We start from the raw sequence: 25,938 nt of genomic DNA, 5'->3' as shown, positions 1-25,938 counted from the left end.
GATCATTGGTAAATCGAATAACAGTTTCGCCCATTAGCTTTGGCATCATATAAAGCGCGATCGGCTTGAATAAGAAGGAGCTGTTGATCATTATTAAGCGATGGTAATATGCTTGCAATACCAATACTGACAGTCATTTGCTTGTAAGGTGATTGCTCATGGTAAATTGCCCGCCTTTGTACTTCCTCAATAATTTGGGCTGCAACCCACTGGGCTCCCTCCAAATCAGTATTATATAAAATCACCGCTAGTTCATCCCCACCATAACGTGCTGACAAATCAGTATCTCGGACAACAACATCTTTTAATATATCGGCAATTGCTTTTAAAACCGCATCCCCTTTAACATGCCCATAGTGATCATTATATTCCTTGAAAAAATCAATATCGATAATTAACAAAGAAATGGGCAACCGCGCTCGCTTGCTTCGCATCCAATCTTTACTTAATTGTTCATTAAAATACCCTCGATTCGCCAATCGGGTTAGCGAGTCGGTCATTGAAGCAACGCCTAATCGCTCGTTCATGAGCCGTAAATCATGGATTAACTGATCTTGCTGAGCAAGCAGATTAATATTACTCACCAATCGATGGTGGTTGGTATGGAATAAATAACCAACGATGAATATATACATGGTTAAGCCCACGCTAAAAAATAGGTGGTCGACCGTTTCCCCCATCAGGGATAATAGCCAAAGAGGCATAACAATGGGTATTGCAAACAAATAAAAGCAGAGCTTACTCGCACTCAAAGACAAAATAGAAATGGTGATCCCTGCCACCATAATCAAGATGATAAAAAATTGTTGATAGACCGACATTTGAGAAAAATAAAATGGATAAAGCCCACCCCAGATCAGTCCATTGATAAAGATATTTATCGCAAATAAGACAAAATAAAATCGCAGCCGGTCAAAATCATCAACTTGCTCCCCTTTTGCGCTAATTACATAGCGGATGGTGCTAAACACATACAAAAGGCTAAGCCAAATATATAAATAGACCTTAGATTCCATTGTCATAGCAAAATACCACGTAACATAGGAGCCCGTGATAATGTTTATCAACGCACCTCGTTTGCCATTGGACAACAGCTGAAGGAGCAATCGGTGTTGGATTTTTTGCTCTTGTTTGTTCATCCGTCATAAATTTTTATTGTGTATCTTATAATTTTAACCCATCTTTTTGCTAATTGCTTGACAATAATGAATAAATTACTTCAGTAGTCTTCCAATAACGTCAAAAGCAAAGCAAAATGATGGCGGTTCTTAACAAGCTTTATTTTTAGAATAATTTATTTTGTGTTATAATATTAGTGACACCTTTCTATGGGGGCGACCTGGCTTCGACGTGGGTTGCAAAACCGGAAGTGCATGCCGAGAATGAGCTCTCTCGAAAATCAGACTCACTAAATATAACTGCAAACGAAAAGTTTGAAGAAGCTCAATTAATGGCTGCATAAGCCTTAATTTTGTTTCGCCGTGTGTCACTAAACCTGACACCCCGCTGCCTGAGTTCGCTTATTGATTCAGACCCAGCGGTCAACTAGATAAGCTAGTTAATTGGAGTTTCTTCGGCCAACTAGCGAAATTAAGAAGAATCACTGCCAACCATCCTGCCAGTCGGAGGGGGAAGCGGTTAAATTTAAATGACATGGCTAAGCATGTAGAACTGAAGGCAGAGGATCAACGGACGCGGGTTCAATTCCCGCCGCCTCCACCAAATTATTGATTTATAATAATTTTTCTTAAGGACGGTTCCCTCGTCCGTATTATGACTTATGCACGTCTCTAGTTTGCAAACGATTGATTTATTTGAATAACTCCTCTAATAAAACCAATCATAGTCCATGATTCTGAGTTTTAACGCCTACCATTTAATATTTTTTTGCCCCAATTATTCCCCACCACTAAACTTAAATACATGCGCCAGGTTTGCAGTTCTATTTCTGACCGTATTTGGACGAAAAATGGAGGTGCCTAAAAACCAGCTTTTTTAACAGTCACCGATTTATGATCAACAAACAGCAATGTTGCTATTCTATATCGCCTAGATCTGGTATTATCAGCACACCACCTTTTATTTCTTACGTCCTAATGATAGACCAAATTTTGCAGTTTAAAATTTCCCTAAAGCACTCTAAGCCATCTATTTGGCGCCGAGTCCAAATTCCTAGTGACAGCACTTTTGAAGATTTACATTTAATCATTCAAATAGCCATGGGTTGGTGTGATGAACATTTACATGACTTTTGCATCAAGCAAGATAAGAATTCAGAGCCCCTTATCTTTGGCGTTCCATCAGAAGATGGGTTCGGAACAATGGAAACTAAAGCCGAGTGGGACTACCAAGTCATCAACTTTTTAGCGCCTAAACAAAAAATGATTTATACATATGATTTTGGTGATAACTGGGAACATGAAATTCTTTTTGAAAAAATAATTGATCCAAAACCCAATCAACTCTACCCCGTCTGTACCGCAGGCAAACGTGCCTGTCCGCCAGAAGACATAGGTGGTATCTGGGGTTACGAGCACTTTTTAGAAGCCATAAAAGATCCAGCGCATGAAGAACATGAAGAAATGCTTGAGTGGGTCCATGATGAATTTGATCCTGATGCTTTCGATCCCAAAGAAGTTGTGTTTGAGTAACACCACTTATAATCTACCCTTATAACTTAACTATGTGTTCGGAGTGAACATCCATGACTGCTAATACTTTGTCTTCTTCAAATCTTCATGCTCAAAAGCTGAGGCCATGCGATCAATCTCCCTTTTTGTCAATCCAAATTGGCTAGCAACAGCTCGCCATTCACTGACGGCCATCGCAACCTCTTTTATAATTTCAAGTGCTCTTGTTTTTTTTATCCGAAACTCCTTTATAACGGATATTGCTAAATCAATAGAAGCCGTTGGATCATCATAATCTATCGACGTTGATAACATCCGTGCTTTCATTTCAACGGGGGTTGGGTTGATATCATAGGCAGGTGACAATCTCCAACCTTTATGACGTTCATATAAAAAACCATGGTTTCTTAAATGATCGTCTGTGTTTGAAATCAGCACGGTAAAGATGATACGCCGCCACAGCTCTTCTAAATCACTGTTTGGACTTGCACCGTGTTGAGTGATGGCGTAAGCGATTTCAAGATAGCTATGGGGATCATTATCCTTTGCGCCTAACATACTCATTGCAGATAAGAATGGAATGCGATGGCTTGCTTGACGGTCAAAACGGCGCAAAAGCAGCACTGGTTTATCCATGATTGTTTCCAGACGCCAATCGGCTGTATTGATACCCGCTTTTTCTACAAGCCTCAGCGCAACAGCCTCCCAGACAACCACGTTAAATTCATCATCTTTTTTTGGAAATTTAGCAATTGCAAGATGACCGTCTTTATCTCTGACTGATGCTTTCGGCCGAGCTCCACCAAGAGAGGACCCAGGTGCCAATAATATTTTCAAATCTTCAGCTGTTTCCTCGTCATTAAGATAATGTTCCGTTGCAGAAAGTAATCGAGGTAGGCTGATTAAAGGTGGTATGCTTTCTTTATCTTTTGGCGTTAAGTATGGTCCGCCATCTTGTAGCGAGAAACGCAGTGCGCCCTGACGAGCTTCATCATTAACGCCTAAAAGATAATCGACTTCTGACAGTGTTCTTGTTGTCTCTGACATTGATTTAGCGCGCATACTTTCTGCTCGGCGCATCAACACACGACCCCAGCGATCAGGTGCTGAATCACCAATAGCACCGAATAATATCTGGTCTGGAGTTGTATGAAATGCGCCAGAGGTTAATTGAAGCGCTGGATCAAGAGCGAACTTTTCCGAATGTTTCAGCCAGTCAGGATCATATTCAAAAGATGCACTTTGTCTTGCACCGCGTTGATGAAACCAGAGCTTGCCGACCTTGTAGGTGTTTTCGCCGAGATCAATCGAAACATAAATCTCTTGGCTACTCATTTGCATCCCCTTTATAAGATTGTGGCGCTCGAATTCTTTTTGGGAGGTTTTCTTCTTCAAGTTCACGCCCGACAATATCGTTAGAGACATGAGCAAGGGATGCTAGTTGTTCAGACATCCCTAAAACAAAAAGAGCAGACGCATAAGCACCCATAGATACGTTTGGATCGCCTTTTTCAATTCTGGACAAAGTGGGGCGAGAAAAACCGCAGCGCTCAGACATTAACTCCATAGCTATCCGACGACGGCGACGCGCATCACCAATATTCTTGCCCAATATTCTTAAAACTTTCTGTACGGGAATGGGCAAATGTGTTTTTTTACTCATTGCTTAACCTTTAATGTATCATATATATTTCACTATGCGGCTCAATGTAAATTATATGTTACATTAAATAAAGAAGCAAGAATAGAAAACTTAACAAGTTGATAGGCTTAAATGTGAGATTGCGGCTTATGATTTTAGGCGAAAGAGAAAAAGAAACAAAAATGCCCCATTTACGTCCCAGAATTGGCAAGTCGAAAATTAGGGCTATATAAATCAATAAGTTACGAGAAATTGTCGCGGGTTCAATTCCCGCCGCCTCCACCAACTTATTGATTTATAATGATATTTTTTAAGGACGGAACCCGCGTCCAAGTATTGCATATGCACCAAACTGGAACGCAACACTCTGATTTATATTAATATTTTTTTCAACTCCCTATCAACCGAGCCCTTTTATTAGATTTCTAAGCCTATTATTTAAAAAATTTTCTGCCTAAAAAAAGACCCATAAAATTACGATAAATATACACAAAATTGCAGCGCCAAATCAGAAAGTACTGGATTTAAATTACAGCTCATGATATTGCATTAATCTCCAGTAGGTAATAAAATATATATACTATTGGAGATTAATGCAAAATGAAAATCGAGCGATTCTTCTATGAACATCCTGTTTTTCGTCATGAGGAGTTTGTGCTTTTTAAAGCAACTCATGGTGAAAGTGACTCACATAATGTGAAAATGGCATTATCATATTATGTTAAGCTTGGTCGCATCAAATCCATTCGACGAAAATTATATGCTGTAGTACCACCAAATCAATCGGTGGATAGCGTGCTGATTGATCCCTATCTTATCGCAGGTAAGGTAACCGAAGACGCCATTATTGGCTATCACTCAGCATTAGAATTGTTAGGAGCAGCATATTCTAGCTTTGGTCAGTTAACTTATATTACCAAACAAAAGAGCAAACCCTTCGAGTTTGATGGCTATTGGTATCAGTCGGTTTTGACGCCAATAATACTACAAAAAAATCAAGCTTCTGATGCTTATGTTGATGTGATAAACAGGCAAGGAATTGATATCAAGGTAACTAATTCAGCCAGGACCTTTGTCGATGCGCTTGATCGAGTAGAGCATTGTGGTGGATGGGAAGAGGTTTGTCGTTCCATAAGCAGCCTTGCTGTATTAAACGTTGATCAGGTTGTTGATTATTGCCTGAAGTTGGATAATGCACGTTTAAATGCAAAAGTTGGTTATTTTTTAAGTCAACGTCAAGGTGCCTTTGCAGTAACAAATGAGCAACTAGCACCCCTCCTTAAACGTAAGCCTAAAGCTGCGCAATATATCTCAGGCACAACAGGTGAAAAATATGAGCTGGTAAAGCCTTGGAATATTTATTTACCTTTATCTGTAATCAATCAATCGTGGGAAGAACCTGATGCTGAATTCTAAAGAACAACTCATGAGTCATGCTCGAGCAGCCGGTTATAAACCAGAAAACCTCGAAAAAGTTCATCGACTCCTGGATGTTTTTCAACAAATCATGTCCGTTCCTTTTTTAAAAGAGCGTATGGTTCTTAAGGGTGGAACTGCGCTTAATCTTTTCTGTTTTGAACAATTGCCAAGGCTTTCTGTTGATATCGATCTTAACTACATTGGTGCGCTTTCCCGTGAAAAGATGCTTGAAGAAAAACCAATGATTATGGATGCTGTTGAGCAAATCATGGTGCAAAATCAATTTGAACGAAATCGTGCGCCCATGAGGCATGCCGGTGGGAAAATGGTTTGGTTTTATCCAAGCTTGTTAGGGCAACGCGGCTCTCTTGAAATTGATATCAACTTTATGTATCGCGAGCCTTTATTTCCTGTGGAATGGAAATCTCCAAATATTAACGAATATAAAAATATCAATGGTCCAGTTTTAGATATTCATGAACTGGCCGCAGGGAAATTATCTGCACTATTTGACCGAAGTGCCAGCCGTGACTGGTTTGATGCTCATTACCTTTTAACTCAAATGTCCCTGGATAGGCAAAAACTAAAACTGGCTTTTGTGACATACTTAGCCATGACTCAAATTGATTTATCTCACATGGTGCCTGAAAAAATAGATTTTGATTTAACGGATTTACGCAATCGATTAATCCCTGTCATGCATCAATTATCGGTCTCAAGAAACTCTCGTGAACTAAAAGAATGGGCTACAGCTAGAATCAATGAACTTAGGGAACAATTATCAAAGATTCTGCCCCTTGAAAGCCATGAGCAATTGTTTATTCAGAACATTAGAAATGAAGGTTTAATTTCTCCAGAACTGATCACAAGTGATAAAGAAATGGCTCAAAGGATTATTAACCACCCAGGTGTTAATTGGGCAGTTAGGCAAAAACAAAAATAGTCATGCGATTGCCCTAACTCTGTCACTAATATTAAGTTACATGACTAGGTTGTATCAGTTTACCTTCATACGAGTAGAAAATTGCATCCCTAAGAAAAATTTGCAATATCGCACCAAACATATAGCTTAATTTTACTCACATTGCTCTTATGTGATTTTTTGGTATAATATAAGGCCAGAATTGCTTGCCAAATAACTATGTCAATATCCAACAAACTGTTTTTAATACTGATTGCAACGATTTTTTCTGTTACTAATGTATGGGCTCGACCATTCAATGAAGTCGTCCAGGATGCTAAACAACAGGGCTTTGCAGGGATAATCAGCCAAACGAAGAATGGGAAAACTCAAATCGAACCAGTGAATGACGATACGTTTGATGAAAATACCCAATTTGCCATCGGCTCAATTAGCAAAATATTTACTCAAATTGCCATCTTACAACTTGCTGAGCAAGGAAAAATTGACCTAAACGACCCAATCAATACATACTTAGACATCAACCAATTTCCAAATGATTGGCAAGAATGGATGCCAAAAATTACCGTTAGAGATTTAATTGAACATCGCTCAGGCTTGCCAGCGTTGCCCTATTGGAGTGAGGGAACTCAAGCAATCTTCCACCATGCCGGTAAAAAAAAATCATTGCAACAGTTGTTCCACAATGGTGAAAATGCACATATTACTTATTCATTATTACAAAAAAATCTAAGAAACTCAGATGAAGATGGCACTTATTACAGCAACATAGGATACAACTTACTGGCTTTAATTATAGAGAGCGTATCGGGGATATCATATGATGAATATCTTAGCGCGAATATTTTTAGTCCGGCTAAGATGGATAATAGTTTTTCAGGAACACAAGCAAATTATTCATTCAAGGATTTACTCTATCTACATAGCGCAATGGCTAAACCAAAAATCTATCCAATAAATTTTAATTCTAAGCAAGCAAACTCTGAAACATATTTAGTTACCATAAACCCAAAGACACAAAAAAACGAACGAGACTTTAATTTTGTATTTGCTTATGGTGCTGGATCTATCATATCTTCCGTTTCGGATTTGAATAAATGGCTAGCAGCCGTATTTAAATCTGACAAACTACTTACGACCCAAAAATACAAGCAATATCTCATTCAATTGGACATTGAAGATAATATTTGGGGCCACCAAGGTGAATTACCAGGGTACCAATCTATTGTATTATATGATTTAGAGAAAAAACGTTCGGTAGTTATTTTATCTAATCTAAATTATGATATGTTTTCTCTTTATCATGAATTAGTGGAATTATCTGGTAAGAATATCAATGATTTTGATTTACGAGGAGGTGAGTCTGGCGTTGAAAGAGAATTTAATCATGCCTTAGAAAAATGTCCTCTTCTAGCTCCTGCCAATGTGGCTCTTGATTTATTAGAAAATTAATCATAACTAAAATACTGTCGTTATTTGCATTGCCTCTAATTTGAAGTCAATAAAACAAATAATAGTGAATCAAATCGATATTTCAGACTAAATTAAACATGGACAAAGATGCATTCAAAAGTACCCAAAATCAGCCCAAAAATGTTGGGCACTTAATAAGATATATTAATATCAACAAGTTAGAGAAAATTCCCGCGGGTTCAATTCCCGCCGCCTCCACCATAACTTACTGATATATAATGAGTAATTTTTCTCGCGGGTTTATTGCGGGCTTTTTTCTGGTATCGCTCTTGTACGTGTCCTAAAGTGTAGGTTGGGCCTTGGCCCAACAATTCCCAACTATTCACCAAAATCACTAGATTCAATTGGATTCCCCCAAGCCCAATCCTCAGATAAGATTCCCCTTTGTATATAGCTATGGATGCTCGAATATTTCCAATTTGAAGGTTTATCGACATAACCATGTTTCACTGGGTTGAAATGTATATAATTCACATGATGTTCGTAATCTATTTCATCCCGAATGAGGTGCTCCCAAAGTCGTCTCTGCCAAATACCCCTCTCTCTTTTCTTTTTCCTTGCTAAGGTAATTGATTCTGTATAAGTAATTTGTCTTGAAAACAAAGCCTTTATCATACTCCATCTTAATGAAAAATTGCTGTCGTTTGGGGGTAAGGTCATTATCATGTGCATATGATCAGGCAAAATAACATAAGCGTTTATTTTAAACGGATAATTCAACTTTGTCGTTTCGATTGAATTTCGGAGAGTGTCAATTTTTTTAGTAATATGCCATTTGATCTAGTTGCTAAATTAACTGTAAAAAAGTATTGAGCACCTGGAACTCGAGTTCTAATGTATCGCATATGATTGGACTTTTTTCCCTAAGATTGTCTCTTATAGCTAATTATAATGGCGAATTCAAGAGTTGTCGGGCCAAGGCCCGACCTACCCGCGCTGTGTAAAAATTAGATGATCCCGCCCTGCCCAATCGCTAAAAAAATTTTACATGGCTTTAAATTATCGTTACCATGCGCAAATAAACAATCAAAGGATCTAATATGTTAAGGAAGCTAACCCTAATTGCCTTGATTTTTCCACTATTAATCAGTAATTTAAATGCGAAACAAGCGGCTTCTGTTAAACACTATACCTTACAATGGAACATCAAAATAAATGAACTTAATTCTAATTTACAAATAAAAGAGTTGTACTCAACAAAAAATCTGACGATCCTTCCGCAATTATTAATAGATGACGGTTATTCCTATTTACAGGGAATAAATATAGAAACTGGGAAACAGCAATATGTTGTGAAGCTACCCGCAGAACATATTTTTTATTCTGAAATACCCGCCTTTATTTTTGGTGATAAACTCTTCTCCTATGGTTTAAACCAACAGTTGAATCTTATTTTTTTTATCTATGACATTAATACAGGCACCCTGATAGAAAAGATTCTAACGGATATTAATATAGACGCGGAACGCTCCATAAAGGATGTGAAGAGCTTTGTTCATCTTTATCAAGACGACATTTATTTAACCTATGTAGCGCCTAAGGCAGAAACAGCTTATAAAATAACAAAGAAGAATTCTGCAAGGCCAGTGGTAACCAGGTTATTTCAAATACGCCATGAAAAGGAAAACATGGACCAAACCCTTTTTGCTATACAGGGAATGTTCTATAAGGTTAACAGCCCAGAATACTGTATTCGCGAAATAAAAAGGCTTGATGATACTGGCCAGGAACTCTGGACAAACAGGGAGAATTTTGAATATTGCGATTCAGAAGTTCCGTTTGTATATTTCAACAATAATCAGGTTATTGTTAACCAAGCCCAAATAACCCGGAGGAGCGACAATATTGGAATTAATTTAACAACCACCTTGGATGCTACTACTGGCAAAATCTTATCCAATTATCAATTCCCCATTCATGCCTCAGCGGTCAGCTTTTCCATTTATACTACCTTGGATAAAAATGACGACCTGCTTTTATTAGATAATGCCTGTACTTTAAGAAAGCTAAAGCATGGAGATCAGGGTTATAAAAAACTTGCCTGGCAAAAGAGTATTCCTTTGTTGGAATGTTATCAGTATGATACCGCAATAAATCCAGATGGCTCGCAATTAATTGTAACCCGTAATTTTTCTACTAAAAACGATCCGATCATTCCCATTATATCGGTTGATGTTGAAAGCGGTAAATTTTCTAAAAGGGCAAACGGTTCTAATTATACTTTAAATATGTACAAAAATATCCTGATGATTCAATATCAAAATTCAGTTACAGTCATTGACACTAACACCTGGAAAATACTTGATGATATAGAAATGCCTGAAAAGCAATACGTACAATTAGTCAGGCACACTGCTCAAGGCCTAGAAATTTATACTACAAAGTATTTATATTTTTACACACTGGATGAAGACTGTTGAACATTAAGGGGCAGGCCTTGCCCCTTATGCGAGCCTAAATTAAATTATATTGCCGATTAATTTGGGCCAAAAAATGCACTGATTGCAAGCCGAGGCGTTCATAAATTCGCGCTGTTACATTTGAGTTATCCCTAATATAAAATTCTGTCTCCCTCCACTCATGCGCAATATCTCACGACTTATAGGTGATATCTTCCATCCAACAATAGCAGCAATCTTGCGCGCTGAGATTGAACTATATTTTGGTGCGTAAATTTGAGACATTCCACGATGCCTATGGCTGGAAGGACAGTCAATCAACAAATCGCCCCTTTCATAGGGAGAGATTTTATGTGATAGAGTAAAAGCATCAAAAGAGCCCCATTTACGCCCCAAAATTCGCAAGTCGAAAATTAGGGTAATATAAATCAATAAGTTACAAGAGATTATCGCTGGTTCAATTCCCGCCGTCTCCACAATAACTTATTGAAATATATTATTTTTTTCAAAATTAATTTTTGATTGCTTCCCGCTGGCAAAATTCTGACATGATTTTGACTGTCCAAGTCCATTAGCCCCATCATTTTGGTGTTTCATCCTAGAGGGAGCCAAACTATACTTTAACTCGATCAATAAAACTTTGTAGATTTTCGATAACAGCCATTAAGTTTTGATTTAAGTTATTCACTTCATCTTGGCAAAAATGTTCTGTCGCCAGTTTTTGCATGAAATCACCTTGTTTTTCTAGCTGTCGACAGGCTGTTTTCGCTTTTTCAGTTAGAAAAAAATGGTAACATCGTTTATCTTCTTCACTTCGAAACCGAATTACCAAACCATCACGTTCCATTTTGTTTAATATTCCCACCACAGTGGGCTGTTTCAATCCTGAACTTTTGGTTAGTTCCATCTGTGTCTGACCATCCTGTTCCCAAAGACGTACCAAAAAAATTGTCTGACTATATGTAACTCCTAAGGATTCTAAATTCAAGTTGGATACACGTTCAAATAATCGCGCTGCCTTTTTAATCAATACTCCTGTATGCTCATTTAAATTAATCGACATATCTTCACTCATCGTTTAAAGAAAATATATAGTCACCTATATATATTGACTTTATTTAGTTCCCTGTTTATCATCCTTAACGTTTTTGACGATTTATAAGGATGTTATGATGTTTAAATTACGTGGTACTCTATTTTCTTTTCTGTTGATTTTCAATAGCCTTGCCATTGCAGTTAATCCAATTCTAGCCGTTGTTGAAGAAAATTCCGATAGACTGAGTTTCTATAATACCGAGACAGGTATACGACAAGGGAGCCTTAAACTTGGTTTCCTACCCCATGAAATTGCCGTCACTAAAGATGGTAAAATAGCATATGTCAGTAACTTTGGTATCCGTGATTATGATAGTGGCTCAGGAACCCCTGGGGTATCCATATCAGTTATCGACCTGACAAAACAAGTTGAAAAATACCGTCTGTATACCCATGACGCGATGGAACAAAAAGATTATCAAGATATTGACAGTGCGCCGCATGGCTTGAAATTACGCCCTCCCTATGAGAAACAGCTTTATGTCAATGTCGAACATGGGGGAAAAGTCCTGGTCTTTGATGTTGAATCAAAAAAAATTATAAAAAAATTTGATGTCAGTCCAAATACACACAACCTGTTTTTTTCAGAAGACGGAAAAACATTATGGCTTATGGCCGGTAAAGATGGCGTGATACGAATGAATGCCGATTCTGGAGAGATTACTGGTAGCATAGCATTACCATCAGCAGTACGCGGTTTAAAATATACACCGGATAAACGTAATTTGATGCTTTCTGCAGTCAACCAAATTGTACTTGTTGATTCAGATACACTGGTTATAAAAAAGCAGTTTACCAATTTAAATCTTGGCCCGGTTCTCTATTCTGATATGACTCCTGATCAAAAATACATTCTTGCCCCTGCACCATTTGATCATCAAGTTGGCATCATTGATGTAGCCACTGGTCAAGTAATTAAACGAATGGTAACGGGTCTAAATCCTATGAATATTCTCGTTAGCCCTGACGGTCGCTATGCCTATGTATCGAATGCCACCGATAAGCATTTATCTAAAATTGATATGAATACCTTGGAGATGTCTGAAATTTCAACTCATGATGGTCCCAATGGTTTAGCCTTTATCCCCGAATGGCATAAGAAGAAGCATCAAAAGCTAACCATGGGCGTTGTTTTACCATTGAGTGGTAAAGACAGTGCAAAGGGCCGAGATATGTTAAGGGGTTATGAATATTGGAAAAGTATGGTTATCAAAGGCGGTGGACTTTTAATTGGTAATCAAGTCTATGAACCAGAGATTGTGTATTTAAACTCTAATTCTGATACTGAACAAGTTAAGACATTATCGCAGGAATTGGTGAGCCAGCATCAAGTACAGATTTTTCTTTCACCCTATGGCCAGGATGCCTATGAGCAAGAAAGGCATATTGCAGAATTCCATCATATTATTATGACTCCCCCTTTGATTGGTGATGAAACGTGGAATCCAGATAATATCGCACAGGGTTATGATTATTTTGTCTCAACAAAAATGTATGAAAATCATTACGTTGCCCAATACAATTTCAAACCTTCTTCCTGGTCAGCGATGGCAACAGCAGTTGGGCTAAAATTTCAAAAAACCTGTGAACAGGTAAACTCTCTTGATTATCAGCAGTTTATGTCAGTCCTCAATGACACTCATTTTCAATTATTTTATTGATAAGGATTTAAAATGAAGGACCAATTAACCAGTACTAGCAGTTACAAAGAGATCATAGCCAGAATGGATAAACTGAGTACGGCAGCTCTCTGTGATGCCCATTCTGATGTTAGTGTAATGGAAGGTGGTTTACGCACGTTTAATCGTGATCCATTAACCCGTGTTGTCGGCAGAGCCTATACGGTAAACAGCGCCGGGGATGCTTTGTCAACAATGGTAGCATTGGATGATCTTCCAAATTTTATTTTAGAGCTAGGATGCAAAGATGATAGAGTTCCCTTTTTGCTCATTATCGCCTCTTGTGGCACTAAGCTCGATATGTTAGGTGGAATGTGCGCAGAGACCGCAAAGCTTAAAGGATATGGCGGCATTATTACCGATGGAAACTGTAGGGATGTTGCTGAAATCCAAAATAATGGTTTACCAGTCTTTGCAAAGGGTACATATCCCAGATCAACCCCTAAACAGACCGTTGGAAAGGTGAAAATACCAATTACTTGTGGAGATGTATATGTCAATCCAGGAGATATTGTTATGGCAGATAGTGACGGTATCATTGTCCTAAGCAAAGAGACAGCGATTGCTGCTGTTAATAAAGCGGAAGTGAACGAAGAAAAAGAAGCTATCGCAAGGAAAGAAATCCAAGGAGGCGCTCGCTTTGATGAAATCTGTAACTTAAAAGAACATATAGAAAAACGTCAACGAGAAGAACCATCTACACTCAATTTGACTATTTAAAAAGGAAATTTCATAGTGCATACATCTATTTCAACAATTCTGTTTTTTATTGTTCTATCCACGTTATCCTTTTCCAAGGCACTGGCGGAGAGTAGTGATTATCAATTTAATCCCGAAGATCCCCACCATGCGCTTTATATTCCTGATAACCAAACCCATGCACCTGCGATTTTAATGCTTCATGCCAGTACGGGTATTGAAAATGTTAACCATGATTGGGCTCGGCGACTAAGAGAACAAGGTTATGTGGTGTATATTATTGATAGCTTCACACCACGAGGCTGGGAGGATAGACGTTCTGTAGGATGGGAAACGGCCACTCAAGCACAACTGAATGATCTGGTTCCAGCTTATGAGTATTTAAGCCACCTCCCTTTCGTCGATCCTGAAAACATTGGTCTTCTAGGGTTTTCGATGGGAGGCTTCGATGTACTGAAAGTAATGACAGAATCAAATAATCCCAAGAACTACCAACAACTGAATTTCAAAGTTGCGGCTTCTTTTTACGGCGTTTGTCACAGATTGGATAACAACACGATCCTAAAGGCAAACACGAAACTATTCATAGGAGAAAATGATGATCGCGCAACGACTCAAGATTGTGTTCAATTAATCCATAACAGTTCTGAGGTTAATCCGAATATTGACATTCAAATTTATTCTCATGCATTACATGGATTTGATAACTTTGAATTCCCAGAGTCAAAAGAAATCATTGATGAAAAGGGCGAGCATTACCATATTGGTTTTGACGCAGCTGCAAGAGCAGAAGCGTTAAAAGATTTGCCAGATTATTTTGATAGGGCACTTAAACCTGCTCAATAATTAAGGTGAAATCATCCATGAAAAAAACAAGAAGAAAATCCATTGGTATTAGACCAGATCAAATTGCTTGGAGCTGTTGGATGTTGGCAAACACAGCTAGCAGCTGACACTTAGTCACAGGTACAGGCGATCATCTATCAAACTGTCATATTAATATAATCAGGAAACCTAATGAAAACAAAATCAATTGAAAAATAATTTATGCTTCTCCGCTAAGACAATATCAAGCCCATAAAATCATGAAGTTAGGCCAGCAAGATAAACCTTATTAATTTCACAAACAGCTACTATATTTTTTATTTTTATTTCGAAAATTTTTTAAATGGGAATATTAGTAAAATTAAGGATAGTATTAATTTTAATATCAGTCATTATTCAAATAGGTAAGCTATGTGCAGAGATATGCATACAATTCATAGGATAATTGCAAAATAGCTTCAACGTTCTCAAATAGCTATAAAAAAATTTGGACTATCATTCGAATCCCAATAAAAATTACCAATATTCCAGCAGATATCATGATCACTCTCGGTTCGATAAATCGAACCACCCATGCTGCAAATGGCGCAGCAATAGCCCCGCCAACAATCAAGCCAAAAATAATTGTCCAATGTGTGATTCCAATTGTTAAAAGAAAAGTTGCCGATATACTGAGTGTAATTAAAAATTCAGTGAAGTTTACAGAGCCTATGGTAAAGCGTGGCGTAGTACCCTGAGCAAGTAATGTTGAATTCACGATAGAGCCCCATCCCCCACCCCCAGCTGCATCAAAAAAACCACCAACAAAACCCAGAGGAAGCAAACCCCGCGCTTCTTCCGAAGGTAACTTATCCCACTCAACTTTTTTCAAGAGTAAGCTTTTAAAATTTTTTGAAAATCTACCTCGTCTTAGTGCTCTATACAATATAAAGCAACCCATCATGAATAGGTAAGTAGCAATGAATGGGGTTGCTATAGACAAAGGTAATTTTGTTAAGAAAATAGCACCGGTAATGCTACCAATAATGCCAGGAATTGCCAGAAGCTTGAAAAGTTTTATATCAATGTTTTTAAACATTGCATGCGATAGTCCCGAAATACCGGTTGTTACAATCTCAGCTGTATGCACTGCAGCGCTAGCGACCATAGGAGAAATGCCTGTGCCTACAAGAATACTTGTACTAATTACACCATAAGCCATCCCTAATGCACCATCAATCACTTGTGCGATAAAGCCAACTACGATAAAAAAAAGAAACTGGCTCATCTTATGAAATCATCCACTATCGTGCCCCAAATTAAAAATTTTACCTTTCATAAACAGTCAATCTGCAACCCAAAAAATCGCCTTTTAACATTCTCGGGATTTCAATTGTTGTGAGATACCCCTTAGACAAGCCGACTATTAGACGCAAGATAAGCCCTTTTTCAGAAGCACTATATAAGCTCATTTTTTATATAGGAAGAACTATTATTATAGTATCATAATCAGGTTTTGCAGCATCTAATAAATAGATAAAATTATATTGGCTACACTTATGAAATTTATCCAGTTTGGGTAAATTCAGTAATGGGTAACTGGAGAATTAAGTTGACCACGGTTAGTGAATGGTGGATGTGGGTTGTCTTTATAGTATTTATATCTATTATGCTAGCTATCGATCTGTTTTTATTTAATGGTAGAAAAGTCCATCGTGTTTCGACCCGAGAAGCTCTTTTCTGGAGCCTAGCGTGGATTGCACTTGCCTTACTATTTAACCTGCTTTTTTGGTTATACATATATCAAACAACTAGCCCAATCGTAGCCAATGAAAAAGCGCTTGAATTTTTAACTGGGTATATCATTGAGAAGTCATTATCAGTTGACAATATTTTCGTCATATTAATGATTTTTAACTATTTCTCTATTCCTGAAGAATACCACCGCCGAGTTCTCATGTATGGTGTGATCGGTGCCATAGTTCTGCGATTTATTTTTATTACACTAGGTATATGGATGATTAGCAAATTTCATTGGATATTATATCTATTTGGATTATTTTTGATGATTACAGGCATAAGAATACTAATTTTTGCGGAGAACAAACCCGACATTTCTAAAAATATAATTCTTAATTGGATGCAAAATCATTTGCGAATTACTGAGAAACTCCATGGCGAAAAGTTTTTTATCCGGAATCATAACTTGTTATATTTTACACCACTCTTTTTAGTGTTAATACTAGTTGAATTGAGTGATGTAATCTTTGCTATAGATAGTATACCGGCCATTTTTGCAGTTACTAATGATCCTTTTATTGTGTTTACATCCAATATTTTTGCAATCTTGGGGTTACGCGCCTTATATTTCCTAGTAATTAATATGCATAATAGATTTCACCTTCTCAAATACGGCCTAGCTTTTATTCTTGTCTTTGTTGGTTTAAAAATGCTAATTGCTGATTGGTTTAAAATCCCTGTTTTTATTGCTTTAGCAATTATAATATTCACTCTGAGCCTATGTATTGGGTTAAGCAGTTATCATATTTATAGGTTGCCAAGGAAAAAGCGAAAATCATGAATTTACATAACCAATTCCATGCTTATTGCCTCACTAAGGATCCACATATGCTTTGAGCTTGAAAGAATTTTGCGACAGAGCCTATAATGTTAGCTATAAAAATGTAAGTTTCAAACTTATAGTCCAAAGTGATCCGACCATCAATAAAAAATCTTATTTTTGTCAATTACAGGTATTAAGCATATATTTGTCGGATCGGATAAGACTTGGATATATATTTGGTTTTGCCATGTTGAGATTCAATAAGGTGTTTGATTTTCATGAAGATACTCAAGTTTTTATGTTCGATTGTATTAAGTTTAATTCTGATCACTACAAGCTTAAATGCCGCAAATATTGATTATATTATCGATACGGATATTGGTGGTGATATTGATGATGTACTTGCATTACTGGTAGCACTTGATCATCCAGTTAAGCCCTTGGCAATAACCACAACGCATATTGAGCCAAGAGAAAAGGCACAAATTGCAAAACTTGTGATGACTTATGCCGGATTTCCAGAAATACCCGTTTATGCTGGTATCGGCACTACACGTAATGATCCCAGAGAACTATTTTTACAACAGAATCCGCTATGGCCTCCTTTTTTTGGTTATCCTGATTCATTGCCAGGAGAAAGCCCATGGTTTGCTCAGCAAGCAGTGCCTTACAGGCAGATGAATCATTCAATTTTTGACGAAATGAAAATAGAAGAAGAGTCAGCCCCAGAATATTTGGCGCGTATTGCTAAACATTATTCACCCCAACATAAATTAGTTATTGTCTCTTTAGGCCCATTACATAACATCTCCGCGGCGTTAAAGATTAATCCTTCAATTAGTTCTAATCTGAAAATATATTCTATGGGCGGTATTTATCCCAAAGGATATAATTGGTTGGTTTCCCCTGAAACTACAGCTCCGGTGCTTGGTTCTACTGAGGTGATTTCTATAGCCAGTCAATTTGTCGATGCTCATGATTTTTATATTACCCCTGAAGAATTTTTGGAAATTGAAAAAAGTGCACAGTCTGAGTTTGGATTGGCGGTAATTCAGGATTGGAAAAATTGGTATAAAATCGACAAGAGGAATCTGAACAAAACGCATTTATCAGATCCCATTACCTTGTATTTGGCTTTGCACCCAGAAGAAATTACCCACATGTCGTCTAAATTACTTACTTTTCCATGTCTTGATCTTAATGGTGTTTTAACTCCTGAACTTGTAGGTTCCTGGTATAACATGCCAGGTCTTGAAAATAAGCTCATGAAGGTAGAGGATAGCGAAGAAAGCCATATTAAATTTGTATCTCAAGTCGAATCCGCATCAGCAATTAGAGTAAAGATAGTTAATTCAATAAAACAAATTTTAGGTAGTTCTTAAGCAAGCAATGATATTAATCTTAATTTTTTGAAGGTGGATGAAATAAATTTATATAGTCACTAATCCTATGAAACTACCCAATAACTGCTATATCGTTTCCATGCTCATAATGCCGGGGTAATTCAGAGCGATCATTCTTGCCAATTCAAAAATATTGCTTAATTAGATTTTAGTATAGCATGGCCTTTTGGGCAGGATTCAAAAACGGTTTTTTTCGAAAATTATGGATTGGAGCTAAGCGGGAAATTGGGGGGAATCATGTTCCTCTAGCACAAGATCAAAATGCTCTTCAATTTTAGCTTCAGCATTTGTAATATGTCTAAAGTAGGCACTGAAACTTTCCAATGTTTCAACTCGTTTATCATCAAAAAGAAGGCTGCCATCTTTTGATACCGAAATTTCACCACTTTCCTCAAATTCAAGCTTATAGCCTTTTTTCTCATCGCGAAAGGCATAATTTCCAGAATCTGTGCGGCCAAATTTCCACTCTTTTTCAGCATCAAATTTATAATTTTTAATAATGTCCTTTATTTCTCCGGGGCTTTTCCAATCGCCAGGTTTGAGCGCTAATCGGGCATTTTCAAATAAATCAGCAAGCCTTTTTTTCACATGATAGAGGTGGGCTTCAATGATGACAAGTTGATTGGCTTGATAAAGTTGACCGAATACTTTGCTAATCGCCGCCTCCTTTTTTGCTGTCTCCTTTTGGGGTTCTACCTGGCCATCCAATCTTTCATAAACATCAAGTTCAGTGCCTTTTTGTCTAAGAATATAATCAGGTGTCTCAAGGGTTGAGTTTTTACTTTCTTCGTCTCTTACAAATACTATGGGATCACCCTGCTCATCACTTAAATTGACCCTAGCCCCTGGTGAACATTTTTGGTTATGTTGCGCTATCAAGGCGCTTAACAGAACTGCATCGGGATTTACCATGGAGGCATTTATTCCTTTTTGGACTTTAAATTTTTCTTGCATACTAAGTGTCGGTAACGTACGACCTGCCTCAGGGTGAACTGATTCGCGTGGATTTATCTCATCCTGAAAACAGGCTGTTTCAACCGAACTTTGTTCTTTTTTAGGAAGTTTAGCAAGCCTTTCAGGGTCTGTGATATGAGCATATAGTCCTCTTTTTATAAGCACATCTATGACATTTTCCCAGTTTCGGCTAGTTACAACATCCACTAACTGATCCCAGTTTTGAATCGGTATTCCATTTTCAATCAAAACCTTGGCAAGCGCTTCATTATCAGAGTCTATCGCGATATCCAAAAGCGAGCATTCCTTACCGTCCAATGTGTGCTTTTCATTTAGTTCGGCGCCATGTTGTATCAAAAGCGCTATCATTTCCACATTGGGTTCATACCAAATATAATGAAATAACGGCGTTGTGTTATTCGTATCCGAACTATTTAAGGGATGTACTTCGCCATGTTCATTTTTCTGTTTGTTCCCTAACATCTCTATTAATTGCTTTACTAAAGCATCATTCTTATAACGAATAGCCAAGTGTAATAATGTATTTTTCTTTTTATCCTGTCGGGCGGCTCTTTCTGGGTTTGGTTGGTGGAGCGCCATCCAGGTTGGGTTTTGGGCTAATTTTCTTTGATCTTGAATCAGCTGTTGTTGGTTTTCTTTGGCTACTTTAAGTTGGGTAGAAATAACGGCAACGTTGTCTTTATTTGTTTTATCTGAGTAAGATTCTATCGCTGATCCCATGATTAAGCTTGCCAGTTCCGCTGGGTCTGTCACCGGTTTGGCCGGCAAGCTAACTGGATCGATAAAAAACCAGGTTCTTTTATCTTTGTCATAATTGATAGTAATGGCATGTGAAAGTGATTTAATCATGATTGAAGTAGGAACGCTTAAGTTGCTTTCAAGTAAGCGAAGATATGCCACCAGTTCTTCGTGGGTATAAGCGCCCATTTGGGTTTCACCTTCATAAATGGCGTCATTATCATCGAGTAGCTGATTGACATCGCTATCGGAAGGTCTTTCACTATTAGGGAATAAATGTTGAAGCGAATCATCATAGGAAAATTGACAAACATAGACACCATCAAAGAAAGCTTTAACATCCACCTTGCTTTCCAATTGTTCCCAAGGGGTATGTTGAATATATCGAAGCCGCTCATTGAATCGATTCATGCCCCCCGCTAAAAAAGCCCTGCCCGCCATATTTGATATTCCATTACAGACACCTTTCATATCAATTTTTTCATAACCCATTTGCTTCATCTTATACTGAATCCAACGCTGATTCTGTGGCATTGATTCCATATGCATAATGAGCTTCTCGGTGATTTCATCATTACCGCACATATTATAAGCACTTATGCCACGACTATTTGGTTCATTTGGGTCATGACCTTCATTCAACAGGCGTATGACCTCTTGCTTGTTATCCTGTTTTATGGCTCTATGCAATGGGGGGAAATCTTGATCGTTTTGCAAAACAGCCGTTTTTTTTGTCACGGCTGTTTGAGGTGTTCCTTGCAAAAGAGGCGTGCTTGATTCTTTAATTTTTTGAATATAAACCTTAATCTTGTTAGCCTTTTGCTCATCAGGTTCATCTTTAAGCATTTCCTCTAACTGTGTCAATTCACTTTGTGTCCTAATCCTTGCACCAAAAACAACGATAAGGCCAAACACAAGATTTAAACTACCCGAATCCATGGCATGTTGTAACGGAGTCAGTCCATTATCATCAATACAATTTACCAGATTTTTGTTGGCATTAATGAGCCTGCCGATGGTTCGTTGATCAGCTCGATTGATTGCAGCAATTAAATCTATTTCATCTTGAGTCATAACTACTTCATGTGGGATATATATATAAATATAGTGTAGACTCAAATTACCTCAAGAAATGCAGCCTGGGTGCTATAGACTTTCGGTAAATGATCGCCCAAAATTACCGAGTATTGCGTTTGGAAGAAATTGCCATTAAAACTGTCATACACTTGTTCGGAATCTAATTCTAAAAATCTGAGGATAACTTTATGAACATGAAACGTTTTTTGATAGCCATGATAGGTCTTTTTATATTTATCTTTGGGTATGAAACCATTATCCATGGATTCTTGTTGACAAATATCTACAGCGAAACCCCTTCAATTTGGCGAAGTTACGATCAAATGGTGGCTTATATGCCGTTTAATATTGGAATCATGGCGTTGATTACCATCTGGATTGTGTTTATTTTTACGCGTCTTTTTGAGGAAGGAGGCTGGAAAAACGGGTTGAAATTTGGGTTTTATTTTGGCGTCTTATCCGGTATACAAGCAGCAGGGGCTTGGTATTATTTGCCGATTTCAGGACTTTTGGCAGGATATTGGTTTATGGCATATGTCGTTGAAAGTTTGCTCGGAGGATTGATTATCGGGTTTATATATCGACGTTGAGTGAGATAGCTCCTTTCCATAGTCTTGCTTATTCATTCTGCTACAGTTACGACGAGATGAGTTAAGCCTGTTAATAGTTTGCTCCTCTCGTCGCAACCCCCATGTTATTCAATCTGGGCATATAAAGTCTTTCACTACCAGCCAATAATATGTTTTGCACATAGCTCATAGGTTTGATATTATTGCCCTATTATAAACCTAAGTGGCCTTATATAGCCCACTTGGAGCGGGAACTAAATTGTCATAACAACCGGTTCCAAATTTGTAAACAGGTACCCTTTATCAAGTTACCTTTTATCTTGGCAATATAAAGGCAGAAGTATTATGAGAAGTCTACTAGATAAACTGAATGACCTTGAAAATGTTGTAAGTGACGCTGAAAAAGAAATTGCGCTAAAGCGACTTATGGATGAGGCAAGTAAACAAACCTATTATGACGTGATGGGTTTTACCATGGACGAAGCCATTGATAAAAATAGATTGAAAAAGACTTATCGCTCGCTAGCAATGAAGCTCCACCCCGATAAAAATAAAGATAAGTGCTATACACCAATATGTGAAAATCTCTTTAAACTTGTCAGCGATGCCAATAGCACCTTGTCAGACCCAATGAAGGAGAAGGACTACCGATTATCTCAGAAACAGGGTAATCACGCCTCAACATCATCCGCAGCTTACCAGAATCATGCTTCCTACACCGCCCCCAATTCGTCTTATTCGCCGCCCTATGGTCCCTATACTTCACCTTATGCAAACAACGATTTTGGTGATCTTTTTGCTGAATTTTTTTCTCAATTCAAACAATCAGATAACCATTCTTATTCGCAATCAGGGTTTGGTGTTTTCCAAGAAAGCGATTTTGACGGATTCCCCAGCCATCGATTTTCACCTTTCTCCAATGTAAGGTTTGTATTTAGTCAAAACGATGGCTTTGATTCCTTCTCAAGTTCGTCTTTTGTTTTCATGCAACGAGCGAGCTTTGGTAATGAATATCCATATGCAACGCCTCGTGCTTCATCACAGAAACCTGTGATCATATCTAATTTTGAACAATTCATGTCATTACTAGAAAACAAACGAAGTATGGCTCATCGCTTGTTTATAAGTCAGCCTAATGAAGTGGTTAGCTTATGTCAGACATTTGACCAATTTATGTTACTTCGCCACACGGATCAGGCGTTTGCACATCATTTTTTTGAAGTGAATCCAAACAAATTTATCAATCTTTTGCAAACGCGCATTCAATTCCTGCAATTGCTGGACGAAAATAATAAAATTGCCCATGACTTTTTCCTATATCGACCCGATAAGATAATTGGATTGTTTCGAACGCCTGAGCAATTCATGGGGATTGTCAGCAGAGATAAGCAATTAGCCTACGATATGTATCGAAGACAGCCAGATAGGATTCTTGGTTTTTTTCAGACGTTTGACGCCTACATGCTATTGCTCATAGACGATAGGACTCTGGCCAACAGCTTGCTTGTTAACCATCCAGCCCCAATAATTGGACTTATTCAATACAAAGAGCAGTTTAATCAGTTAAAAGAATGGAGCCCTGCTTTAGCATCCTATATCGTCAATTTGGTTCCAAATTTCGCTCATTCATTAGCCTCTTCTTCCAGTAGGCCAAATAGACAAGCGAATAATCATAGCCCTCGACAGCCACATGCGCCTCGATTTTTTAATCGCACTCGTGATTCAGAGGAAAATAGCGATAAACAAACCAACAGCAATGCTAATTTCCATTGGAATATATTCGATAAGCTCAAATCTTTTACATCCGATGCGCTTCCTTACTTTCTTGGGGCCTTAGGAGCCATTGGTCTCATTAGTCTTGCAAGAAGAAGTCAACAAAATGATAACATCCGAACTTCGAGACAATCATTTTAAAATTCTTCTTCAAAACCAAGGTAAGACTATTTGGTATGACAGCTAGAGGCCCTAAGCGCTCCTCCGGTTTTTTTACTGAATAAAGGCTCGCAACGACTAGGCTATTATGATATGGTTACTAACAGTCAATAAGCAGAAAAATGACGATGATTGAACAATGGATAAGAAAGTTTGAGCAATACCACCAATCCCATGAGTTGGACGATAAATCCCATGATATAAGCCATTTTCGCCGAGTGTATACCACTGCAAAAGCAATCATGAACAAACTGGGTGGCAACGAGCTTGTCATTGCAACAGCCTGTTATTTTCACGATATTGTCAATTTGCCAAAAAATCACCCGAATAGAAAGCAATCGTCGGTGTTAGCGGCAAAAGAAACGTTAAACATTTTATCCACGCACTATCCTGATTTTCCAACGGAGCTATACCCAAGTGTTGAGCATGCAATTTGTGCCCATAGTTTTAGCGCCAATATTAAACCGGAAACAATAGAGGCAAAAATCGTTCAAGATGCCGATAGAGTGGAAGCACTGGGCGCTATTGGACTTGCGAGAGTGTTTTACACAGCAGGTCTTTTAGGACATCATTTATTTGATGCACAAGATTTGTTTGCTGAAAAGCGTCAGCTTGATGATACCAAGTATGCTTTGGATCATTTTCAACAAAAATTATTAACATTACCTGCCACCATGCAAACGGCAGAAGGCCGAAAAATGGCCGAATATAATGCCAATTATTTAGTGGAATTCATGGCAAAATTGGCCTGTGAAGTCAAAGGGGATCCCTATGGCAAAGCCCCTGAAGTCATAGAAAGATTTTCAAGCGAAGAAATGGCGAATTGATTAAATGATGGCGAGATCATGCCGATGACCTATGAAATTAGACCCATCACAGAAAACGATATTGAATGCTTTCGTCAAGCAGTTGGTAGCGTTGCTCGTGAAAAATTATTTTTAGCGTTCTTGGATACCCCTTCATTTGAAATGTCTAAAGAGTTTGTTGAAACAAACATTCGCGAATCTTGGCCGCATCTCATTGCTATTTCAAATCAAAAAGTCATTGGTTGGTGTGATATCACCGGCTCGAATCGTCATGCCTGTAAACACCTTGGTACGCTAGGCATTGGCGTCATAAAAGACTACCGAGGTCAAGGAATTGGTCGGGCATTAATAGAACAAGCGTTATCGCTAGCAAAATCAAGACACCTTACCCGAATCGAATTGTCTGTTCGGGAGGACAACGAAAAAGCATTAGCACTTTATCAAAAAATGGGCTTTTATGTTGAAGGAAAACATATCAATTCACTTTTAATTGATGGCGACTATAAAAACCAGTACTCGATGGCATTGTTGTTGGATTCTCTTCAAGACAATTAACGCGTTTTTTTAGACTTCGGTTTGGGCTCAGGCAGTTCCTTCGCCGTCATTTGAATGAGTGTTGTTAACCATTCATCGTCCTCCCATAACTCACCGGAAATGAATAAGTACGGTTTCGCGCCAGGGTATGGGCACCCTTCAGTGTAATGGTTGATAAACGCTTTGCCTGCATTGGTGGGTTTTACGTAGAGTTGATCATCACAAACTAAGGCAACCACTTTGGCATTGCAGTAAATAGCATATTCCCCAAACATTTTTCTTGCAGTCATCACGCCAGCATGAGCAATTTGCTCCATAATATAGTCAACTGTACTTTGCGTAGTAGCCATTTGATATCCTATGATCTGAGATTCCATTTTTTAAATGGACGATTTTAATATAATTTATCTTGGTGGAGTATATACCCCAGATTCCGCACACTAAAATGATAATTTATTTTTAATTCAACCTAACAAAATAAAACCCCCATTCAATCTTGCTCTACACCCATTCCCGTCTTCCTCTGCTTTATGCGGAGGATCCAGGGACATCGGACTATCGTTACTAGTAAACACACCT

The 25,938-nt window shown here is 38.0% G+C and carries 22 protein-coding genes and 1 other RNA gene; 15 read left to right on the top strand and 8 right to left on the bottom strand.

Going from position 1 to position 25,938, the window contains the following annotated elements; genetic code table 11:
* Positions 1–2: 2 nt before the first annotated feature.
* On the bottom strand, positions 3–1,139 hold the full coding sequence (locus tag AB3348_RS07750; protein ID WP_367607013.1) for a GGDEF domain-containing protein: 1,137 nt from the start codon (positions 1,137–1,139) through the stop codon (positions 3–5).
* Between the two features lie 191 nt (positions 1,140–1,330).
* Here AB3348_RS07750 and ssrA point away from each other — a divergent pair.
* Positions 1,331–1,722: a transfer-messenger RNA gene (gene ssrA, locus AB3348_RS07745) on the top strand.
* 290 nt (positions 1,723–2,012) lie between these two features.
* Positions 2,013–2,651 carry a plasmid pRiA4b ORF-3 family protein gene (locus AB3348_RS07740; RefSeq protein ID WP_367607012.1) on the top strand — a complete coding sequence of 213 codons (639 nt, stop codon included), beginning with the start codon at positions 2,013–2,015 and terminating at the stop codon, positions 2,649–2,651.
* 60 nt (positions 2,652–2,711) lie between these two features.
* Here AB3348_RS07740 and AB3348_RS07735 read toward each other — a convergent pair whose 3' ends face one another.
* The gene (locus AB3348_RS07735) at positions 2,712–3,965 is read right to left on the bottom strand and encodes a type II toxin-antitoxin system HipA family toxin (RefSeq protein ID WP_367607011.1); all 1,254 of its coding nucleotides are present in this window, start codon (positions 3,963–3,965) and stop codon (positions 2,712–2,714) included.
* Positions 3,958–4,293 carry a helix-turn-helix domain-containing protein gene (locus tag AB3348_RS07730; protein ID WP_367607010.1) on the bottom strand — a complete coding sequence of 112 codons (336 nt, stop codon included), beginning with the start codon at positions 4,291–4,293 and terminating at the stop codon, positions 3,958–3,960. The genes AB3348_RS07735 and AB3348_RS07730 overlap by 8 nt, the downstream gene beginning before the upstream one ends.
* 579 nt (positions 4,294–4,872) lie before the next feature.
* On the opposite strand from AB3348_RS07730, the gene AB3348_RS07725 reads away from it, so the two are divergent.
* The 3 genes from AB3348_RS07725 (at position 4,873) to AB3348_RS07715 (ending at position 8,065) form a co-directional block, all read left to right on the top strand.
* Positions 4,873–5,688, top strand: coding sequence for a hypothetical protein (locus AB3348_RS07725; protein WP_367607009.1), 816 nt, complete (start codon positions 4,873–4,875; stop codon positions 5,686–5,688).
* Positions 5,689–5,779: 91 nt separating this feature from the next.
* On the top strand, positions 5,780–6,634 hold the full coding sequence (locus tag AB3348_RS07720) for a nucleotidyl transferase AbiEii/AbiGii toxin family protein (RefSeq protein WP_367607008.1): 855 nt from the start codon (positions 5,780–5,782) through the stop codon (positions 6,632–6,634).
* A 198-nt stretch (positions 6,635–6,832) separates the two neighbouring features.
* Complete coding sequence (locus tag AB3348_RS07715) at positions 6,833–8,065, top strand: serine hydrolase domain-containing protein (protein ID WP_367607007.1); 1,233 nt, start codon at positions 6,833–6,835, stop codon at positions 8,063–8,065.
* 339 nt (positions 8,066–8,404) lie between these two features.
* Here the strand turns inward: AB3348_RS07715 and AB3348_RS07710 are convergent, their stop codons facing one another.
* Entirely contained in the window at positions 8,405–8,806 is a 402-nt protein-coding gene (locus tag AB3348_RS07710) for a transposase (RefSeq protein WP_367607005.1), read from the bottom strand.
* A 320-nt stretch (positions 8,807–9,126) separates the two neighbouring features.
* Here AB3348_RS07710 and AB3348_RS07705 point away from each other — a divergent pair, with 320 nt between their 5' ends.
* The gene (locus AB3348_RS07705; RefSeq protein WP_367607004.1) at positions 9,127–10,506 is read left to right on the top strand and encodes a hypothetical protein; all 1,380 of its coding nucleotides are present in this window, start codon (positions 9,127–9,129) and stop codon (positions 10,504–10,506) included.
* Positions 10,507–11,098: 592 nt separating this feature from the next.
* Here AB3348_RS07705 and AB3348_RS07700 read toward each other — a convergent pair.
* Entirely contained in the window at positions 11,099–11,548 is a 450-nt protein-coding gene (locus AB3348_RS07700; protein WP_367607003.1) for a MarR family winged helix-turn-helix transcriptional regulator, read from the bottom strand.
* Positions 11,549–11,654: 106 nt separating this feature from the next.
* Here AB3348_RS07700 and AB3348_RS07695 point away from each other — a divergent pair, with 106 nt between their 5' ends.
* From AB3348_RS07695 to AB3348_RS07685, 3 genes are read left to right on the top strand one after another with little or no spacing between them, the layout of a single operon-like run.
* Positions 11,655–13,241, top strand: a complete 1,587-nt coding sequence (locus AB3348_RS07695; protein WP_367607002.1) for a cytochrome D1 domain-containing protein — start codon at positions 11,655–11,657, stop codon at positions 13,239–13,241.
* A 12-nt stretch (positions 13,242–13,253) separates the two neighbouring features.
* Positions 13,254–13,979 (top strand): RraA family protein, encoded by a 726-nt coding sequence (locus tag AB3348_RS07690; RefSeq protein WP_367607001.1) that lies wholly within the window; start codon positions 13,254–13,256, stop codon positions 13,977–13,979.
* Positions 13,980–13,994: 15 nt separating this feature from the next.
* Positions 13,995–14,804, top strand: a complete 810-nt coding sequence (locus AB3348_RS07685; protein WP_367607000.1) for a dienelactone hydrolase family protein — start codon at positions 13,995–13,997, stop codon at positions 14,802–14,804.
* A gap of 454 nt (positions 14,805–15,258) precedes the next feature.
* Here the strand turns inward: AB3348_RS07685 and AB3348_RS07680 are convergent, their stop codons facing one another.
* Complete coding sequence (locus AB3348_RS07680; protein ID WP_367606998.1) at positions 15,259–16,050, bottom strand: sulfite exporter TauE/SafE family protein; 792 nt, start codon at positions 16,048–16,050, stop codon at positions 15,259–15,261.
* A gap of 324 nt (positions 16,051–16,374) precedes the next feature.
* Here AB3348_RS07680 and AB3348_RS07675 point away from each other — a divergent pair, with 324 nt between their 5' ends.
* Both AB3348_RS07675 and AB3348_RS07670 read left to right on the top strand, forming a co-directional pair.
* A complete protein-coding gene (locus tag AB3348_RS07675; protein ID WP_367606996.1) occupies positions 16,375–17,343 on the top strand; it encodes a TerC family protein in 969 nt (322 codons plus the stop codon).
* Between the two features lie 260 nt (positions 17,344–17,603).
* Complete coding sequence (locus tag AB3348_RS07670) at positions 17,604–18,707, top strand: nucleoside hydrolase (RefSeq protein WP_367606995.1); 1,104 nt, start codon at positions 17,604–17,606, stop codon at positions 18,705–18,707.
* Between the two features lie 234 nt (positions 18,708–18,941).
* Here AB3348_RS07670 and AB3348_RS07665 read toward each other — a convergent pair whose 3' ends face one another.
* Complete coding sequence (locus tag AB3348_RS07665; RefSeq protein WP_367606994.1) at positions 18,942–21,515, bottom strand: ankyrin repeat domain-containing protein; 2,574 nt, start codon at positions 21,513–21,515, stop codon at positions 18,942–18,944.
* A 191-nt stretch (positions 21,516–21,706) separates the two neighbouring features.
* Here AB3348_RS07665 and AB3348_RS07660 point away from each other — a divergent pair, with 191 nt between their 5' ends.
* The 4 genes from AB3348_RS07660 (at position 21,707) to AB3348_RS07645 (ending at position 25,380) form a co-directional block, all read left to right on the top strand.
* A complete protein-coding gene (locus AB3348_RS07660) occupies positions 21,707–22,108 on the top strand; it encodes a hypothetical protein (protein ID WP_367606992.1) in 402 nt (133 codons plus the stop codon).
* Positions 22,109–22,432: 324 nt separating this feature from the next.
* Entirely contained in the window at positions 22,433–24,001 is a 1,569-nt protein-coding gene (locus AB3348_RS07655; RefSeq protein ID WP_367606991.1) for a DnaJ domain-containing protein, read from the top strand.
* A gap of 140 nt (positions 24,002–24,141) precedes the next feature.
* Positions 24,142–24,846 carry a phosphohydrolase gene (locus AB3348_RS07650; protein ID WP_367606990.1) on the top strand — a complete coding sequence of 235 codons (705 nt, stop codon included), beginning with the start codon at positions 24,142–24,144 and terminating at the stop codon, positions 24,844–24,846.
* A gap of 18 nt (positions 24,847–24,864) precedes the next feature.
* Positions 24,865–25,380: an N-acetyltransferase family protein gene (locus AB3348_RS07645; RefSeq protein WP_367606989.1), complete on the top strand. Its 516-nt coding sequence runs from the start codon at positions 24,865–24,867 to the stop codon at positions 25,378–25,380.
* Here the strand turns inward: AB3348_RS07645 and AB3348_RS07640 are convergent.
* Positions 25,377–25,709, bottom strand: a complete 333-nt coding sequence (locus AB3348_RS07640; protein WP_367606988.1) for a TfoX/Sxy family protein — start codon at positions 25,707–25,709, stop codon at positions 25,377–25,379. The genes AB3348_RS07645 and AB3348_RS07640 overlap by 4 nt on opposite strands.
* Between the last annotated feature and the right edge of the window lie 229 nt (positions 25,710–25,938).

This window comes from Legionella sp. W05-934-2 (assembly GCF_964199965.1).
Classification (GTDB): Bacteria; Pseudomonadota; Gammaproteobacteria; order Legionellales; family Legionellaceae; genus JAFIFT01.
Note: the sequence above shows the minus strand (reverse complement) of the source record. Positions and strands in the feature narration are given on the sequence as shown.

Bases quoted from the DNA above. Each gene is read 5' to 3' on its own strand.
- AB3348_RS07750 (WP_367607013.1), bottom strand. From the start codon at position 1,139: ATGAACAAACAAGAGCAAAAAATCCAACACCGATTGCTCCTTCAGCTG.
- AB3348_RS07740 (WP_367607012.1), top strand. From the start codon at position 2,013: ATGATCAACAAACAGCAATGTTGCTATTCTATATCGCCTAGATCTGGT.
- AB3348_RS07735 (WP_367607011.1), bottom strand. From the start codon at position 3,965: ATGAGTAGCCAAGAGATTTATGTTTCGATTGATCTCGGCGAAAACACC.
- AB3348_RS07730 (WP_367607010.1), bottom strand. From the start codon at position 4,293: ATGAGTAAAAAAACACATTTGCCCATTCCCGTACAGAAAGTTTTAAGA.
- AB3348_RS07725 (WP_367607009.1), top strand. From the start codon at position 4,873: ATGAAAATCGAGCGATTCTTCTATGAACATCCTGTTTTTCGTCATGAG.
- AB3348_RS07720 (WP_367607008.1), top strand. From the start codon at position 5,780: ATGTCCGTTCCTTTTTTAAAAGAGCGTATGGTTCTTAAGGGTGGAACT.
- AB3348_RS07715 (WP_367607007.1), top strand. From the start codon at position 6,833: ATGTCAATATCCAACAAACTGTTTTTAATACTGATTGCAACGATTTTT.
- AB3348_RS07705 (WP_367607004.1), top strand. From the start codon at position 9,127: ATGTTAAGGAAGCTAACCCTAATTGCCTTGATTTTTCCACTATTAATC.
- AB3348_RS07700 (WP_367607003.1), bottom strand. From the start codon at position 11,548: ATGTCGATTAATTTAAATGAGCATACAGGAGTATTGATTAAAAAGGCA.
- AB3348_RS07695 (WP_367607002.1), top strand. From the start codon at position 11,655: ATGATGTTTAAATTACGTGGTACTCTATTTTCTTTTCTGTTGATTTTC.
- AB3348_RS07690 (WP_367607001.1), top strand. From the start codon at position 13,254: ATGAAGGACCAATTAACCAGTACTAGCAGTTACAAAGAGATCATAGCC.
- AB3348_RS07680 (WP_367606998.1), bottom strand. From the start codon at position 16,050: ATGAGCCAGTTTCTTTTTTTTATCGTAGTTGGCTTTATCGCACAAGTG.
- AB3348_RS07670 (WP_367606995.1), top strand. From the start codon at position 17,604: ATGAAGATACTCAAGTTTTTATGTTCGATTGTATTAAGTTTAATTCTG.
- AB3348_RS07665 (WP_367606994.1), bottom strand. From the start codon at position 21,515: ATGACTCAAGATGAAATAGATTTAATTGCTGCAATCAATCGAGCTGAT.
- AB3348_RS07660 (WP_367606992.1), top strand. From the start codon at position 21,707: ATGAACATGAAACGTTTTTTGATAGCCATGATAGGTCTTTTTATATTT.
- AB3348_RS07655 (WP_367606991.1), top strand. From the start codon at position 22,433: ATGAGAAGTCTACTAGATAAACTGAATGACCTTGAAAATGTTGTAAGT.
- AB3348_RS07650 (WP_367606990.1), top strand. From the start codon at position 24,142: ATGACGATGATTGAACAATGGATAAGAAAGTTTGAGCAATACCACCAA.
- AB3348_RS07645 (WP_367606989.1), top strand. From the start codon at position 24,865: ATGCCGATGACCTATGAAATTAGACCCATCACAGAAAACGATATTGAA.
- AB3348_RS07640 (WP_367606988.1), bottom strand. From the start codon at position 25,709: ATGGCTACTACGCAAAGTACAGTTGACTATATTATGGAGCAAATTGCT.